The 15,212-nt window shown below is 74.3% G+C and carries 13 protein-coding genes; 7 read left to right on the top strand and 6 right to left on the bottom strand.

The annotated features are described in order from the left end of the window. Positions 1-3 precede the first annotated feature (3 nt). Entirely contained in the window at positions 4-888 is an 885-nt protein-coding gene (gene sucD, locus ACIQ9G_RS12985; protein ID WP_189703472.1) for a succinate--CoA ligase subunit alpha, read from the top strand. A 311-nt stretch (positions 889-1,199) separates the two neighbouring features. Here the strand turns inward: sucD and ACIQ9G_RS12980 are convergent, their stop codons facing one another. Further along, entirely contained in the window at positions 1,200-2,225 is a 1,026-nt protein-coding gene (locus ACIQ9G_RS12980; protein ID WP_403608529.1) for a sigma factor-like helix-turn-helix DNA-binding protein, read from the bottom strand. A gap of 104 nt (positions 2,226-2,329) precedes the next feature. On the opposite strand from ACIQ9G_RS12980, the gene ACIQ9G_RS12975 reads away from it, so the two are divergent. Next, entirely contained in the window at positions 2,330-4,357 is a 2,028-nt protein-coding gene (locus ACIQ9G_RS12975; protein ID WP_403608528.1) for a DUF6350 family protein, read from the top strand. Between the two features lie 44 nt (positions 4,358-4,401). On the opposite strand, the gene ACIQ9G_RS12970 is transcribed toward ACIQ9G_RS12975, so the two are convergent. Continuing rightward, positions 4,402-5,220, bottom strand: coding sequence for a hypothetical protein (locus tag ACIQ9G_RS12970; protein ID WP_403608527.1), 819 nt, complete (start codon positions 5,218-5,220; stop codon positions 4,402-4,404). 334 nt (positions 5,221-5,554) lie between these two features. Here ACIQ9G_RS12970 and purN point away from each other — a divergent pair, with 334 nt between their 5' ends. Further along, positions 5,555-6,184: a phosphoribosylglycinamide formyltransferase gene (purN, locus tag ACIQ9G_RS12965; protein WP_403608526.1), complete on the top strand. Its 630-nt coding sequence runs from the start codon at positions 5,555-5,557 to the stop codon at positions 6,182-6,184. Then, positions 6,181-7,767, top strand: coding sequence for a bifunctional phosphoribosylaminoimidazolecarboxamide formyltransferase/IMP cyclohydrolase (gene purH / locus ACIQ9G_RS12960; RefSeq protein WP_403608525.1), 1,587 nt, complete (start codon positions 6,181-6,183; stop codon positions 7,765-7,767). Before purN ends, purH begins: the two co-directional genes overlap by 4 nt. A gap of 66 nt (positions 7,768-7,833) precedes the next feature. Here purH and ACIQ9G_RS12955 read toward each other — a convergent pair whose 3' ends face one another. The 4 genes from ACIQ9G_RS12955 to ACIQ9G_RS12940 all read right to left on the bottom strand — a co-directional run bounded on the left by ACIQ9G_RS12955 (position 7,834) and on the right by ACIQ9G_RS12940 (position 11,549). Continuing rightward, positions 7,834-8,337 carry a hypothetical protein gene (locus tag ACIQ9G_RS12955; RefSeq protein WP_403608524.1) on the bottom strand — a complete coding sequence of 168 codons (504 nt, stop codon included), beginning with the start codon at positions 8,335-8,337 and terminating at the stop codon, positions 7,834-7,836. Positions 8,338-8,444: 107 nt separating this feature from the next. After that, positions 8,445-10,082, bottom strand: coding sequence for a serine/threonine protein kinase (locus tag ACIQ9G_RS12950; protein ID WP_403608523.1), 1,638 nt, complete (start codon positions 10,080-10,082; stop codon positions 8,445-8,447). Beyond that, complete coding sequence (locus ACIQ9G_RS12945) at positions 10,079-10,825, bottom strand: FHA domain-containing protein (protein ID WP_403608522.1); 747 nt, start codon at positions 10,823-10,825, stop codon at positions 10,079-10,081. Before ACIQ9G_RS12945 ends, ACIQ9G_RS12950 begins: the two co-directional genes overlap by 4 nt. A gap of 115 nt (positions 10,826-10,940) precedes the next feature. Then, positions 10,941-11,549: a hypothetical protein gene (locus tag ACIQ9G_RS12940; protein ID WP_403608521.1), complete on the bottom strand. Its 609-nt coding sequence runs from the start codon at positions 11,547-11,549 to the stop codon at positions 10,941-10,943. A gap of 252 nt (positions 11,550-11,801) precedes the next feature. Here ACIQ9G_RS12940 and ACIQ9G_RS12935 point away from each other — a divergent pair, with 252 nt between their 5' ends. The 3 genes from ACIQ9G_RS12935 (at position 11,802) to ACIQ9G_RS12925 (ending at position 15,144) form a co-directional block, all read left to right on the top strand. Further along, positions 11,802-12,656, top strand: a complete 855-nt coding sequence (locus tag ACIQ9G_RS12935) for a bifunctional methylenetetrahydrofolate dehydrogenase/methenyltetrahydrofolate cyclohydrolase (RefSeq protein ID WP_403608520.1) — start codon at positions 11,802-11,804, stop codon at positions 12,654-12,656. 43 nt (positions 12,657-12,699) lie between these two features. Beyond that, positions 12,700-13,140, top strand: a complete 441-nt coding sequence (locus tag ACIQ9G_RS12930) for a DUF3017 domain-containing protein (RefSeq protein WP_403608821.1) — start codon at positions 12,700-12,702, stop codon at positions 13,138-13,140. A gap of 603 nt (positions 13,141-13,743) precedes the next feature. Beyond that, positions 13,744-15,144, top strand: a complete 1,401-nt coding sequence (locus ACIQ9G_RS12925; protein WP_403608519.1) for a DUF2690 domain-containing protein — start codon at positions 13,744-13,746, stop codon at positions 15,142-15,144. Positions 15,145-15,212: the final 68 nt, after the last annotated feature.

Raw genomic sequence — 15,212 nt, 5'->3', positions numbered from 1 at the left:
ACCATGGCTATCTTCCTCACCAAGGAATCCAAGGTCATCGTCCAGGGCATGACCGGCTCGGAGGGTCAGAAGCACACCCGCCGCATGCTGGCGTCCGGCACCAACATCGTGGGTGGCGTGAACCCGCGCAAGGCGGGCCAGAGCGTCGACTTCGACGGCACCGAGGTACCGGTCTTCGGCACCGTCAAGGAGGCCATCGAGAAGACCGGCGCCGACGTCACGGTCATCTTCGTCCCGGAGAAGTTCACCAAGGACGCGGTCGTCGAGGCCATCGACGCCGAGATCCCGCTCGCGGTGGTCATCACCGAGGGCATCGCGGTGCACGACACGGCGTCCTTCTGGGCCTACGCCGGCAAGAAGGGCAACAAGACCCGGATCATCGGCCCGAACTGCCCCGGCCTGATCACCCCGGGCCAGTCGAACGCCGGCATCATCCCGGCCGACATCACCAAGCCGGGCCGCATCGGCCTGGTGTCGAAGTCCGGCACGCTGACGTACCAGATGATGTACGAGCTGCGGGACATCGGCTTCTCGACCTGCGTCGGCATCGGCGGTGACCCGATCATCGGCACCACCCACATCGACGCGCTGAAGGCGTTCCAGGACGACCCCGACACCGACCTGATCGTCATGATCGGCGAGATCGGCGGCGACGCCGAGGAGCGGGCCGCGGCCTTCATCAAGGAGAACGTGACCAAGCCGGTCGTCGGCTACGTCGCGGGCTTCACCGCGCCCGAGGGCAAGACCATGGGCCACGCCGGCGCCATCGTCTCCGGCTCCTCCGGCACTGCCCAGGCCAAGAAGGAGGCCCTGGAGGCCGCGGGCGTCAAGGTCGGCAAGACCCCGACCGAGACGGCCAAGCTCGCCCGCGAGATCCTCGCCGGCTGAGTCCGGGCGAGTCACGCGCAGCGGCGCCGCGTCGCGCGAAGCCACGCCGCATCGCGTGGAGTCGCGCGCGAGCGCACGGATCGAGGCCGGTGGGCCCGCTCCCCGAGGGGGGCGGGCCCACCGCCTTTGTGCCCCCTGCGTGCAGGTCGGACGCCGGTCATGTGCCTGCATGCGGTCCGCGCGCCGGTCGTGCATGTGCCCGCATGCGGTCGGACGCCGGTCATGTGCCCGCCCGCGGTCCGGGCGCCGGTCGTGCATCTGCCCGCCTGCGGTCCGACGCCGGTCGTGTACCGCACGCGGTCCGGCGCCGGTCAGCGGGCGTCCGGCGCCATCCGCTCCGGGCCACTCGCCGACTGCGCCCTCAGACTGTCCCGCAGCGCGAGTTCCTGTGGCGTCAGGGGACCCGGCGCGGTCCGCGGCGGCAGCCCGCGCACCGATTGCCCCGGAGCCACCGGCGCCTCGTAGTGCGTCGGAGCCGTCCGCAGGGTCAGCGTGGTCGCGCCGAGGACGGCGACGATGAAGGCGGTGGCGGACCGGGTCCAGAACCGCGTCCGGCGTTCCCCGGCCGTCCGCACCGTCGGCGGCCGGGCCGCCGTGAGGCGTTGGGCGGAGGCCAGCCGGACCAGCCGCCGGTGCAGTTCCGCGGTGTCGGCCAGCTCCGGCAGGCGCGCGGCGACGGCCTCCCGGGCGTGCGTCAGCCGGTTCGCCGTCGCAGGTGTGCTGGCCTCCGTCTCCGCCGCCGTCTCCGGCAGGTCGAGGCCGACGCCGTCGTAGAGCACCAGCGTGCGCCGGTAGGGCGGCGGGAGCCGCATCAGCGCCTGTTGCAGTGCGCGGTCCGCGGGGTCGCGGAGCGGATCCGGGAAGCGGTTGCGCGGGCGGAAGCGGTGCCAGGGGGACAGGGCGCACTCGTACGCCGCCGCCCGCACCCAGCCCGCCGGGTCGCGGTCGGTCGCCACCTCCGGCCACCGTTGCCAGGCCAGTTGGAAGGCCCGCTCGACGGCCTCGCGGGCCCGCTCGCGCCGTCCGGTGAGCAGGAAGGCCTGCCGCACCAGGGCGGGGGCGCAGAAGGCGTACAGCGCGTCGAAGGCCTGGGCGGGCGTCAGGGACGGCATCTCCATGTCGTCCTGACGGCCCGTCGACATCAGGGAAGCCAGCACCTGCGCGTAGGCCTGCCGGTGCCGGCCGGGCGGGACGGCGCGGCCCGCCTCCCAGGCGCACACCGTGTCGAGGGGGACACCGGCCCGGGCGGCGACCTGAGCCTGCGTCAGGGACGCGGCCCGGCGCAGGCGTCGGCACTCCGCGGGTGGCGGCAGCTGGTGCGCGGGGCTTCTCCTCACGGTGCGCCCCTTCGTGCGAATAGGTACATAAACGCATATTGAGCGACACAGCGGAGGTTCGCCTGTTACGACGGGAAGGCGCGTGTCGTTGGGAGCATGGCGGCGTGACCCAGACGAGCCATCGACGTCCGCCGCTGCCGCCCCTGCGTTCCCGGGTGCGGGACCGTACGCCAGGACTGGGCGCCGGCTTCCTCGGCGGCGCGGTCGCGGCGGGGCTGGGGCTCGGCTCGTTCGCGGTGCTCGTCATCGGACTGTGGATCAGTTCGCCCTATCCCGACAGCGGTCCGGGCGGCGCGCTGCACGTCGCCGCCGCGCTGTGGCTGCTCTCGCACGGCTCCGAACTGGTGCGCACCGACACGCTCACCGGCGTGCCCGCGCCCGTGGGGGTGACCCCGCTGCTGCTGCTCGCCCTGCCTGCGCTGCTGGTGCACCGGGCGGCCCGGGACGCCACCGACGGGGGCGACGGCGGCCCGCTCGTCCCGCCGTTCACCGCCTGGGCCGGCGTCGTCCTCGGCTACCTCACGGTCGGCGGCCCGGCCGCGGCGTACGCGCAGGGCGGTGCGCTGCGGCCCTCGTGGGTGTGGACGGCGGTGTGCGTACCGCTGGTCGCCGCGGCGGCTGCGGGCAGCGGGGTGTGGACGGCGTACGGCTGTCCGCGCGCCCCGCTGGAGCGGTTGCTGGGCGGCCTGCCCGTGGGCGTGCGGCGTCTCCTCCTCGCACCGGGCCCCCGTGCGCGCCTCGGGGCCGCGGCGCGGGCGGCCGGTGCCGGGGCCCTGGTGTTCGCCGGGGGCGGGGCGCTGGTGCTCGGGGTGTCGCTGGTGGGGCACGGCGCTGCCGCGCAGGCGGCCTTCCTGCGGCTGACGGAGGGCTGGTCGGGGCGGTTCGCGGTGCTGCTGCTGTGCCTGGCGCTGCTGCCGAACGCGATGCTGTGGGCCGCCGCCTACGCCCTGGGCCCCGGCTTCGTGCTCGGCGCCGGTCACGTCGTGGGGCCGCTGTACTCCGCCCCGGCGCCGCTGCTGCCACCGTTCCCGCTGCTCGCGGCGGTGCCGGACGCGGGCCCGGGGACACCGGTGAACTGGGCGTGCGCGGCCGTGCCGGTGGTGGCCGGGCTGACGATGGGGTGGTTCGCCGGGGCGGCGTCGGTGCGGGAGCGGGAGCGGGAGGGGCGCAGAGGACGCGAGGGGCGTGAGGGACGGGACGTGGGTGCCGGTCGTCCAAAGGGGAGGGACGCGGGTGCCGGAGGTCCCGGCGGGCCCCTCGCGGGGGCGCGGGGCGCCGTCGTGGTGTGGTCGTACCGGCGGACGGCGGCCGGGGCCTGCCTCGCCTGCCTGGTGTGCGCCGCCGCGCTCGGCGCGCTCGCGGCGCTGGCGGGCGGCCCGCTGGGCGACCGGGCGCTCGCCCGATTCGGGCCGGTGGGGTGGCAGGTGGGACTGGCCGCGCTGGCGTGGACGGCGACGGCGGCCGTGCCGATGGCGCTGACGGTGCGGGCGTGGCGCGGCCGGGGGCTGCGGGAGCCGCGGACCGGGACGCTGGCGCGGTCCGGCCGCACGCGGTGGTGGCGGCTCGCGTGGCCGGCCGCGGGCGTGGGACCGGAGGGGCGGATCGGGGGGCCTCGCACGGGCGGTGCGCAGGCCCCGGCGCCCGCACCGGCCCCCGCGTCCCGGCCCTACGACCTCACGCTCGAACCGTACGACGTACTGCCCCTGGAGCCGCCGGAGTCCGCCGCCTCCCCCTGGCACGACGGCGCCTCACGGGAGGCCCGCTGGGCGGCGCTGAAGGAGGCGGCGACCCGGCCCACGACGGCGCCCGGGCAGCCGACCGCACCCGGAAAGCCCGTAGGAGCACCGGCAGACGAACCGGCGGAGGAGCCGACGCCAGAGCCGGCGGAGGAGCCGACGGAAGAGCCGGTCGGAGACTCAGGCGCGGAATTCGTCGCGGAACCAGGCGCGGAACCAGCTCCAGCAACAAGCCCAGCAACAGCCCCGGAAACAACCCCAGCAACACCCCCGGAGCCGGCCGCCCGGGAAACCAGGATCGACCCGAGCAGGTCATCCGCCCCCGAGCCGCCCCGGTCCCAGGCCCCGGTCACCCCCGAGGCGCCGGGCTCCTCGGAGCCTCCGGGCGGTTCCTGACCGACCCCGCGCCGCGTCCTCGCCGAGGACCCGGGCGGCCACGGTCAGTCCTTGACCCCCAGCACTCCCCGCAGTTCCTTCGGCAGATGCTGGTCGCAGGCCTGCCTGGCCTGGTTGGTGAGGGCGTCGTGCGTGCAGGAGTAGTAGTCGCGGTAGACGAGCTGCGCGGTGAAGTTCGCGGCGACCAGGACGAGGGCGAGGCTCGCCGTGACCAGGCCGCTGATCGCCGCCGTGGTCTGCGGGCGGCCCTCGGGGGCCGGGGTGTCGGGGTCGGCGGCGCGCGGCTTGGCGCGGAGCGCGCTGATGCCCCAGTACAGGGCGGGAGCGCCGAGCAGCAGGGCCACGTAGGGCCAGCTGAAGAGGGCGAAGAAGAAGGCCCACATGCCGCACAGCAGGGCGTAGCGCGCCCGGCGCTGGGCGGGGTCGGTGGGGTCCCAGCGCAGGCCCGGTCCGGGGCCGCCGCCCTGCTGCTCCGGGCCACCGGGACCACCCGGGCTGCCGGGGCGCTGCGGGCGCTCACCGAAACCGCCCGGGGCACGGCCGGGCTGCCGGTCGCTCCACTGGCTGCCCCACGGGGAGTGGCCCCCGCCCCCGCCCCCGCCGGAGCCGGAGTCCGAGCCGGAGTCGGAGTGGTCGCCCCCGGACGGGTTCCGCGGCCGCCAGGGGCGGTCCGGGGTGCCCTCGGGCGGCGGGGCGAAGGGATTGCCGTCGGAGGCCGCGCCGCCCTGCCCGTCGCCGCTTCCCCCGCCGGAGGGCGCGTCCGGCGGCGATGCGGGGCGCTCCCGCAGCAGCACGGCGCCGCGCTCTCCTCCCTGCTTGGCATGGGAGGGGAGCGTGAGGAGTCGCAGGCTGCGGTCCGGCATCAAGTGAGCGTCTTCCCCTTGGTGAGTCAGGTGAGTCAGTGAGTCTGGTGAGTCTCGTGGGACTGGCGGGTCACGACGGAACCGCAGCGTCCCGAAGGCGCTGAAGAGCCCTGGATCCGATCCGTCATCCCGTGAACGCGCGGTGCGCCGAGTGCGTTCCCGTACCGGCCCGTCCCAGACGCTACCTTCCGGCCACGCCCCCGTCCCATGGGGGCTGCCCCGGTGTGCCGGTATCGTTGCTGGCGGTCGGCCGCTTCGTAGGCTTCCCCGTATCCGGGGACGTGAAGCATTCGTACGACCGTACAAACAGCTTCCCCCGAGAAAGGGCCCCACCGTGGCCGCCAAGCCCGTGGCCAAGCGCCTCGTCGTGCTGGTCTCCGGATCCGGCACCAATCTGCAGGCGCTCCTCGACGCGATCGCCGAGAGCGGAGTGGAGGCCTACGGCGCCGAGATCGTCGCCGTGGGCGCCGACCGTGACGGCATCGAGGGGCTCGCGCGCGCCGAGCGCGCGGGGCTGCCGACCTTCGTGCGGAAGGTCAAGGACTACGCGACCCGTGAGGAGTGGGACGCCGCGCTCGCCGAGGCGGTCGCCGCCCACGAGCCCGACCTGGTGGTGTCCGCCGGGTTCATGAAGATCGTGGGGAAGGAGTTCCTCGCGCGGTTCGGCGGGCGGTTCGTGAACACGCACCCGGCCCTGCTGCCCAGTTTTCCCGGAGCCCACGGCGTGCGGGACGCGCTCGCGTACGGCGCCAGGGTCACCGGCTGCACCGTCCACTTCGTCGACGACGGCGTCGACACCGGGCCGATCATCGCGCAGGGCGTGGTGGAGGTCTGGGACGAGGACGACGAGAGCGCGCTGCACGAGCGCATCAAGGAAGTCGAGCGAAGGCTGCTCGTCGAGGTCGTGGGGCGCCTCGCCCGCAACGGCTATCGCATCGAGGGACGAAAGGTAGTTATCCAGTGACCGCCGAGAGCAACAAGCGGCCCATCCGGCGCGCGCTCGTCAGCGTCTACGACAAGACCGGTCTGGAGGAGCTCGCGCGCGGGCTGCACGAGGCCGGCGTCGAACTCGTCTCCACCGGGTCCACGGCCGGGCGGATCGCCGCCGCCGGCGTCCCCGTCACCAAGGTCGAGGAGCTCACCGGCTTCCCCGAGTGCCTGGACGGCCGCGTCAAGACCCTGCACCCGAAGGTGCACGCCGGCATCCTCGCCGACCTGCGGCTGGAGGACCACCGGCGGCAGCTGGAGGAGCTGGGCGTCCAGCCGTTCGACCTCGTCGTGGTCAACCTCTACCCGTTCCGCGAGACCGTGGACTCCGGCGCCTCGCCCGACGAGTGCGTCGAGCAGATCGACATCGGCGGTCCGTCGATGGTCCGCGCCGCCGCCAAGAACCACCCGTCCGTCGCCGTCGTCACCAGCCCCGCCCGCTACGGCGACGTGCTGCACGCGGTCACGGACGGCGGCTTCGACCTCGCCACCCGCAAGCGGCTCGCCGCCGAGGCCTTCCAGCACACGGCGGCCTACGACATCGCCGTCGCCTCCTGGTTCGCCTCCTCCTACGCACCCGTGGACGCCGCGGCCGACAGCGGCTCCGCCGCGGGCGCGTTCCCCGACTTCCTCGGCACCACCCTGGAGCGCGCGCACACCCTGCGCTACGGCGAGAACCCGCACCAGCCGGCCGCCCTCTACACCTCGGGCACGGGCGGCCTGGCGGAGGCGGAGCAGCTCCACGGCAAGGAGATGTCGTTCAACAACTACACGGACACGGACGCCGCCCGCCGTGCCGCGTACGACCACGACGAGCCGTGCGTGGCGATCATCAAGCACGCCAACCCCTGCGGCATCGCGGTCGGCGCGGACGTCGCCGAGGCGCACCGCAAGGCGCACGCCTGCGACCCGCTGTCCGCGTTCGGCGGTGTGATCGCCGTCAACCGGCCGGTCAGCAAGGAGATGGCGGAGCAGGTCGCGGAGATCTTCACCGAGGTCATCGTGGCCCCGGACTACGAGGAGGGGGCCCTGGAGGCCCTCACCAAGAAGAAGAACATCCGCGTGCTGCGCTGCGCCGAGGGCCCCGAGCACCCCGTCGAGGTCAAGCCGATCGACGGCGGTGCCCTGCTCCAGGTCGCCGACCGGCTGCAGGCCGAGGGTGACGACCCGGCGCACTGGACGCTGGCGTCCGGCGAGGCGCTGGACGAGGCCGGGCTGGCCGAGCTGGCCTTCGCCTGGAGGGCCTGCCGCGCCGTGAAGTCCAACGCGATCCTGCTCGCCAAGGACGGTGCCTCGGTCGGCGTCGGCATGGGGCAGGTGAACCGCGTGGACTCCTGCAGGCTCGCGGTCGAGCGGGCCGGCGAGGAGCGGGCGCGCGGCGCCTACGCCGCCTCCGACGCGTTCTTCCCGTTCCCGGACGGCCCCGAGATCCTGATCGCGGCGGGCGTGAGGGCCATCGTCCAGCCGGGCGGCTCGATCCGCGACGAGCAGGTCGTCGAGGCCGCGAAGAAGGCGGACGTCACGATGTACTTCACCGGCACCCGCCACTTCTTCCACTGACCCGGAACGAGAAGAGCGGTCTCCGGCCCTCCCCCGAGCGGGGCCGGAGACCGCGGCCGTGTCGCGTCAGCAGGGACGCACGGAGTAGATCGGGTCCCAGGTGGCGCGGCCGGCCTGGTATGCCGTGGACGTCCAGCGCACGCTGCCGTCCTTGTTGTAGAAGCGGGCCACGGTGCCGGGCGTCTGGTTGTTGACGAAGTCGCCGTCGCCGTACCAGTTGGACACGGACCACTGTTGGCACTTGTAGAAGTTGAAGACGGTGCCGCGGACGTCCACGCACAGGTAGCCGTAACGGCAGTCGAGCGCCGCGGCCTTGGCCTGGGCCGCCTGGCGCGCCGGGTACACCGTGACGTCGAGGCCGTCGAAGCGCACCTTGCCGGCGGCGACCTGCCGGCCGCCGGGGTGGCCGGCGAGCACCGCGTCGACGCGCTGCTGGACCTCGGACCGCTGTGCGGCCGAGCGGGACGGGGCGGCCGCGTCGCCCGGCTGGGCCGAGGCGGCCGGGACGACGGGGCCGGCGAGCAGGGCGGTGGCCGCGACGAGCAGCGCGGCGGACTTCTTCACGTTCACTGACGTTCCCCCAACTACCGTGAGCACGGATCTGGTCGTACCGCCGAGGCGGTGTGGTTCCACCGTGCCGGAGGCGCCCGCGCGCGGGTACCTCGGAAGTCTGAGGGTCACCTCCTCCCCGGTGGCGTGTACTCCTGGAGGTAGTGCGCGACCCGCTCGGCGTAGCCGCGGTACTTCGCGGGGACACCGCCCGCGCCGTTGACCTTGGCGTACGACGTCCGGTAGGCGGCGGCGACCAGGACCCGGCGGTCGCCCGGCAGGCCGTCGTCCAGGCGCGGTTCGATCCAGCACAGGTAGCGGCCCATCGCCGGGATGGACTCGGCGGGCGGGAAGGGCGGCCGGGGGACGCTCTCGGCGGGGGTGCCGTCGTCGTGCATCCACCAGCGCAGCACCCGCGGGGTCCAGCGGGCGATGCCGTACTCGTCCTTGGCGGGGTCGGCGAGATCCGGGTCGAAGTCGCTCTCCACCTTCAGCATGGCCGCGATCAGCGAGGGGGTGACCTCCGGCCGGGCGCAGTCGTGCGCGGTCTCCACGATCAGCAGGCGGTAGGCGGGCGGGACGCCCCGGCCGGTGCGGAGTTCGGCGGCTCCGTAGGAGGCGGCGCCGGTCCCGGGGGTCGCGGCGGCGGTGGCGCCCCCGGCGCCCGCGCCCGGACCGGCCCAGGTGCCGATGCCGTAGCCGAGGGCGGCCATCGCGGCGGTGGCGGCCGCCGCGCCGAGCACGATCCCGATCCCCACCCGGCGGCCGCCCGGGCGTCGGATCGGCAGCACACCGCGGCCGATCCGGGGGAGCGCGGTACGCCCGATCCGCCGGACCAGGGGCCCGCCCGGTGAGCGGCCACTGCCGGCCGCGGCCTCCACCCGGCGCAGCAGGGCCTCGGTGCCCACGCGCCCGGCGTGCGTGCGGGCCAGGCAGTCCCGCACCACCTCCCGCCAGCCGTCCGGGAGTTCGGGGGACAGTCGCAGTTCGTCCGATCCGCGGGCGTAGGCGGCGGCCGCGTCCCGGCGGGCCGTCGGGGTGCCGCCGGGCAGCGGGAAGGAACCGGTGAGGACGAGGTGGGCGAGGACGCCGAAGGCCCAGACGTCGGCGGACGGGCGGATGCGGCGGCCGCGTTCGCCGATCTCGGACCACAACAGCTCGGGCGGGGTGTAGTCGGGGGTGGAGAAGGCCGGGGTGTAGGCGTGGGTGCCCTCCAGCTCGGCGGCCATGTTGAAGTCGCCGAGCCGCACCGAACCGTCCGCCATCAGCAGCACGTTCGCCGGTTTCAGGTCCCCGTGCACCCAGCCCGCCCGGTGCAGCTGGGCGAGCCCCTCGCAGACCTGGGCGAGCAGCGCGGGCCCGGCGGCGGGGCGCGGCCGGCCGTCGAGGAGGGCGGCCAGCGAGCCCTCGGCCAGCTCCAGGACGAGGACGGTGGCCCCGTCGAGGGCGGGCCGGCCGGGGTCGTCGACGACGAGGGTCTCGTACATCCGGATCAGTCGCGGCCGTCTGAGCCGGCGGAGCAGGGCGATCTCGCGCTCGACGAGTTCGCGCAGGTGGGCCAGTTGACGCGGGGTGCCCGTGCCGGTGGGCAGGAACTTCAGCGCGGCCGTGCCCGGCAGGGTCCCGGTGCTCTCGCCCGCCACCGGGGCGCCGGTGCGGCGGCCCTCGTACACGCTGCCGAAGGCGCCGGTCGCGAGGGGCCGCCGCACCTCCCAGCCGCCGACCCGGTAGCCCCGCGGCACCGGCACGGCGTACGGCTCGGTCACCGGGTGGCCCGGCTCGCGGGGCCGGCCAGGACCACCAGGTCGTCCTCCCGTACGAGGTCGAACCGGAGCGCGAGGGAGACCAGGGACTCCTTCTTGCCGTTGAGGCGGGGGCCCGTCTCCGCGGTCTCGGGGCCGGGTTTCAGGCGCAGCTTCACCGCCAGGTAGTCGATGTTCCACTGCACCGACGTGCGCGACGCGGCCGGCCAGGCGGGGCGCAGCCGCTCGACGACCTGGTCGACGGTCGGCAGCGGGGCGTGCGGATCGCCGCGCAGCCGCGGCTCGCACAGGGCGGCGAGGACCGCGAAGTAGCGCTTGGTGCGGTCCACGGCGAATGCGGGCGCGGTGGTCCCGCCGTCCGCCCCGCCCGTGCCGTGCAGGTAGTCGTGGCGCGGCGCCCACACCTCGATCGCCAGCAGGTCCCCGGCCGCGGGCAGCACGATCCGGGAGAACTCGAAGGGGACCGGCGCGTCGAGCCGGCCCGGCGCGACCTTGAGGTGCTCGCCCGCGCCCTCCGGGTTCTCCACGACGTAGGTGTGGCGGGCGGAGAGGTTGCTCAGTATCCAGAACGCCCCGTGGGCGGCGATCTCACCGCCCCGGCGGGACACGCCGTCGTGTGCGATCACCAGGTCGTTGTCGGGGGCGGAGCGCCCGAAGGCGAGGCGGTCGCCGGGCGCCAGCCGGATCTGGGCGCCGCTTCGCTCGTCCCCCGTGGTCGGCGGAGGTACCACGATGATGCTGTACAAGGTGCGTCTCCCCGTGCCTGACGGCTACCGAAGCCAGACTAGGGCGACGCACCAGGGCCGTGCCTCCCCTTGTGCGGGGTGAGACACGGCCCTTGAGGCGAATGGCGTGAATTGTTCAGTAACGCGGGCGGTTGAACCAGTTCGTGGCCGCGCTGTTCACCATCGAGGCGAGGATGATGCCGCCGAAGGCGAGCGAGATGATGCCGCCGAAGGTGGCCGAACCGCCCTGCCCGTTCGCGATGTTGACGATGCTGCCGAGGAGCAGCAGCGAAGAGTACACGATCGTGCCGATGCGGATGCCGCTGCCGCCGGTCTTGAACTTGACGCCCAGGAAGATCGACAGGCTGCCCAGGGCCAGCATCAGCAGGGCGATCAGCACGATGACGCCGGTCGCGGTGCTGGTGTTGCTGCCGGACCCGAGGCCGTTGGAGGCGTCCTGGAGGGCCGCGCCCGCGATGCCGATGATGATGCCGGCCAGGAACTGGAGCCCGGCCAGGATGAACAGCAGCACCCGGGCGGTCTTGATCAGGCCGGGCATCTCCATGGGAGCGCCGTAGCCGTACCCCTGCGGGGCGGGCGGGGCCTGCGGGTATCCGTAGCCGGGCTGGCCCTGGGGTGCGCTCGGGTATCCGTAGCCGGGCTGGCCCTGCGGGGGCTGGGACGGGTAGCCGGGCTGCTGGCCCTGCGGCGGGCCGTAGGGGTTGTTCGGGTCGCCGAAACTCATGGCGGTCTTTCCTCCGTTGCTCCGAGTGCGGGGACGACGCGCAGCATGAATCGGAGGAAATACGTCGTTTGCGGTCGGTCCCCCCGGTACTGCCCGCGGCACTGTTCTTCATCGTTCTTTACCACGGGCTTACTTGTCCAGCCACATTCCGCAGGTGTTGTGATAGTGCAACATCGCTGATCACACCGGAACGTTCGGCGGGGAGCGCCCCCGGATTGGAACCGGGACCCGGTCATCCGGGAGTATGGGGCCATGACCGCCCAGATTCTCGATGGCAAGGCCACCGCAGCCGCGATCAAGTCCGATCTGACCGCCCGCGTGGCGGCGCTGAAGGAGAAGGGCGTCACGCCCGGCCTCGGCACGATCCTCGTCGGGGACGACCCCGGCAGTCACAAGTACGTCGCCGGCAAGCACCGCGACTGCGCCCAGGTCGGCATCGCCTCCATCCAGCGCGAGCTGCCGGCCACCGCGACGCAGGAGGAGATCGAGGCGGTCGTCCGCGAGCTGAACGAGGACCCGGCCTGCACCGGCTACATCGTCCAGCTGCCGCTGCCCAAGGGCATCGACGAGAACCGCATCCTCGAGCTGATGGACCCGGACAAGGACGCCGACGGCCTGCACCCGATGAACCTCGGCCGCCTCGTCCTCAACGAGCCGGCCCCGCTGCCCTGCACCCCCAACGGCGTGCTGACCCTGCTGCGCCGCTACGGCGTGGAGATCAAGGGCGCCGAGGTCGTGGTCGTCGGCCGCGGGGTGACCATCGGCCGTCCGATGCCGCTGCTGCTCACCCGGCGCAGCGAGAACGCCACGGTGACCCAGTGCCACACCGGCACCCGCGACCTGTCCGCCCACCTCAGGCGGGCCGACATCATCGTCGCCGCGGCCGGCTCCGGGCACCTGATCCGCGCCGAGGACGTCAAGCCGGGCGCGGCCGTCCTCGACGTCGGCGTCTCGCGCAACGACGAGGGCAAGATCGTGGGCGACGTCCACCCGGACGTCGCCGAGGTCGCCGGCTGGATCTCCCCGAACCCCGGGGGCGTCGGCCCGATGACCCGGGCGCAGCTGCTGGTCAACGTGGTCGAGGCGGCGGAGCGCAGTGTCGGCTGAGGCGCGGGGCGACACGCGGGGCGCCGGGCCCGCCGAGCCCGAGATGGAGGTCTGCGACCCGGTCAGCGCGCCGGACGCCGACGGCAGGCCGCGCCGGGTCACGCGCCGCTTCCCGCTCTTCACCCGGGACACCGCCCGGCCGGAGGGCGGCGGCCGGGCCGCGTCCGGCGACGCCCCGGCGCCCGCCCGGCAGTGGCCGCTGCTGGCCGTGCTGGGCACGGTCGGGCTCGGGCTGCTGGTGACCGCGTTCGACGCCTTCCGGGTGGGTCTGCTGCTGGTCGGTATCGCGCTGCTCGGCGGCGCCGTGCTGCGCTGGCTGCTGCCCCGGGTCGGCATGCTCGCCGTCCGCTCCCGCTTCACGGACATCGTCACCTACGGCGTCCTGGGCGTGGTGATCGTCCTGCTCGCACTGATGGTCCAGCCGAAGCCGTGGCTGGAGATCCCGTTCCTGGACGACGCGCTGCACTTCACGGTCCGCGGCTAGCGAATCCGGTTCAGCCGGTTCAGTGGGCTTCGTTCATGCGAACGCCCGTACGCTCGCGGCGTCGCGGCGCCCCGGCCCGCACACGGCGACGGCGGCCCATCCTCTCCCCCGAGTAAGGACGGGCCGCCGCCCGGGATCAACCCTGCTGCACCGGGAACGGGCTGTTCAACGGCTGTCCGCACGCTGTGGCACGGAAGTGACCGTTCCGCTACGGTGTCCGCGCTCTGCCACAGCGGCGCGGTCCCCTCGGCGCCCTCCCTGTGCGCCCCCTGTGCCGATGCGTCGACAAGTTCGGAATCCGGGGCGAATTCGTCCGACGATCGGGCTAGCGTGACCGAGGGGGAGAGTCCGGAACGTCCGGAATCCCGGACCGGGTTCCCCGCGACGGGGAGCGCCGCCGGAGCGCCGCCGGTGGGACACTGGTCCGCGGAACCGGCGGGCGCGCGACGCCGTACGCCCCGGCACCCGTGCTCCCGTGCGCCCCCACCCCGGGAACCGGGATCCTGACGGGGCGCGTTCCTGTGGGTAGCCAGAACGGGGACTCGGCACAGGGCACCACGCGCGGGGAACACTCAGCACTACCGGGGGAAAGAGGGGGAAGCAATGCCTCGTTGGAAGGCCTTGCCCGACGAACTGGATCCGCAGGTCAGGGAGTTCGCGAGCCAGCTGCGCAGGCTCGTGGACCGCAGCGGCCTGAGCGTCGCCGCGCTCGCCGACCGCACGGGCTACAGCAAGACGTCCTGGGAGCGTTACCTGGGCGGCCGTCTGCTGGCGCCCAAGGGCGCGATCGTGGCCCTGGCCGAGGTCACCGGCACCAACCCGGTGCACCTGACCACCATGTGGGAGCTCGCCGAACGGGCCTGGAGCCGGGCGGAGATGCGCCACGACCGGACCATGGAGGCGATCCGGATATCCCAGGCCCGGGCCGCCCTCGGGGAGTTCGGGGCGGTGTCCGCGGCCGACGGCAAGGGGGTCGGGACCGTCCGCAGGAGCGGCAGCGCCACGGTGGCCCCCGGGGTGGCGGGACCCGAGGGCACGTCCCCGGCGGTGCCGCCGCAGCCGACGGCGGCCGACGCCGACGTACGCGACGCGGTGCCGTGGACCGCTCCGCCCGGCCCGGCGTCGTCGCCCGGCTCCGGCACCGGCTCGGACGTCGTTCCGGCGTCCGCCCCCGCTCCCGCATCCGCGCCTGTGTCCGAGCCCGCTACCGATGCGGGCGCCGACTCCGGTACCGGCTCCGCCACGGCGGAACCCGTCAACTCCTGGGGCCTGGCCGGGTACCGGGGGCCGTCGCCGACGGGCGGCCGTGCCTCCGGGAGCGCGTCCTCGCCGTCCGGAGGTCCCACCCGGACCGCGACCTCCCCGTCCGGCGCCGCGGCCCCTGCGCCGGCCGGCCCGGGTGCGTACACCGGAGCCGGAGCCGAACCCGGAGCGGGAGCCGAACCCGGAGCGGGAGCCCGAGTCGGAGGCGCAGCCGGAACTCCGCATGCCCCCCGCCCCGGCGCGAACGGCGCGCGCAGGCAGCAGGTGCTGATGTTCCTCGCGGGCCTGGTCGGTGTGCTGGTCCTGATCGGCGCGGTCTTCTACCTCACCGGCGGCGGGGCCAGGAAGCCCGAGGGTGCGAAGAAGTCGCCCGCGGCCTCCCCGAGCGTCGACCCGAACCTGCCGCCGGGCGTCAAGTGCAGCGGGGCCTCGTGCACGGGCAAGGACGCCGAAAGCATGGGATGCAGCGGCGAGTTCGTGACCACGACGCAGAGCGCCACCGTCGGCACGACCGTCGTCGAGGTCCGCTACAGCAAGACCTGCGGTGCGGCCTGGGGCCGGATCACCCAGGCCGCCCAGGGCGACGAGGTCCGGGTCACGGTCGGCTCGCGCCAGGAGACCGGCACGATCACCACGGCCGGGGACACGATCGCGTACACGCCGATGGTCGCCGTGAAGGACGCGGCGCTGATGAAGGCGTGCGCGACGCTGGCGTCGGGACAGCAGGGCTGCACGCGGTAAGGCCGGAACCGGCGCCTCGGGGGGAACAAGTGGCGCCGGCCAGGCATGGCCCGCGCCGGACGGGGGCA

The organism is Streptomyces sp. NPDC096152 (assembly GCF_044763235.1).
Taxonomy (GTDB): domain Bacteria; phylum Actinomycetota; class Actinomycetes; order Streptomycetales; family Streptomycetaceae; genus Streptomyces.
Note: the sequence above shows the minus strand (reverse complement) of the source record. Positions and strands in the feature narration are given on the sequence as shown.

Coding starts and splice junctions, on each gene's coding strand:
- sucD (WP_189703472.1), top strand. CDS start 4: ATGGCTATCTTCCTCACCAAGGAATCCAAGGTCATCGTCCAGGGCATG.
- ACIQ9G_RS12940 (WP_403608521.1), bottom strand. CDS start 11,549: ATGAGTTTCGGCGACCCGAACAACCCCTACGGCCCGCCGCAGGGCCAG.
- ACIQ9G_RS12930 (WP_403608821.1), top strand. CDS start 12,700: ATGGAGGTCTGCGACCCGGTCAGCGCGCCGGACGCCGACGGCAGGCCG.
- ACIQ9G_RS12935 (WP_403608520.1), top strand. CDS start 11,802: ATGACCGCCCAGATTCTCGATGGCAAGGCCACCGCAGCCGCGATCAAG.
- ACIQ9G_RS12925 (WP_403608519.1), top strand. CDS start 13,744: ATGCCTCGTTGGAAGGCCTTGCCCGACGAACTGGATCCGCAGGTCAGG.
- ACIQ9G_RS12970 (WP_403608527.1), bottom strand. CDS start 5,220: ATGCCGGACCGCAGCCTGCGACTCCTCACGCTCCCCTCCCATGCCAAG.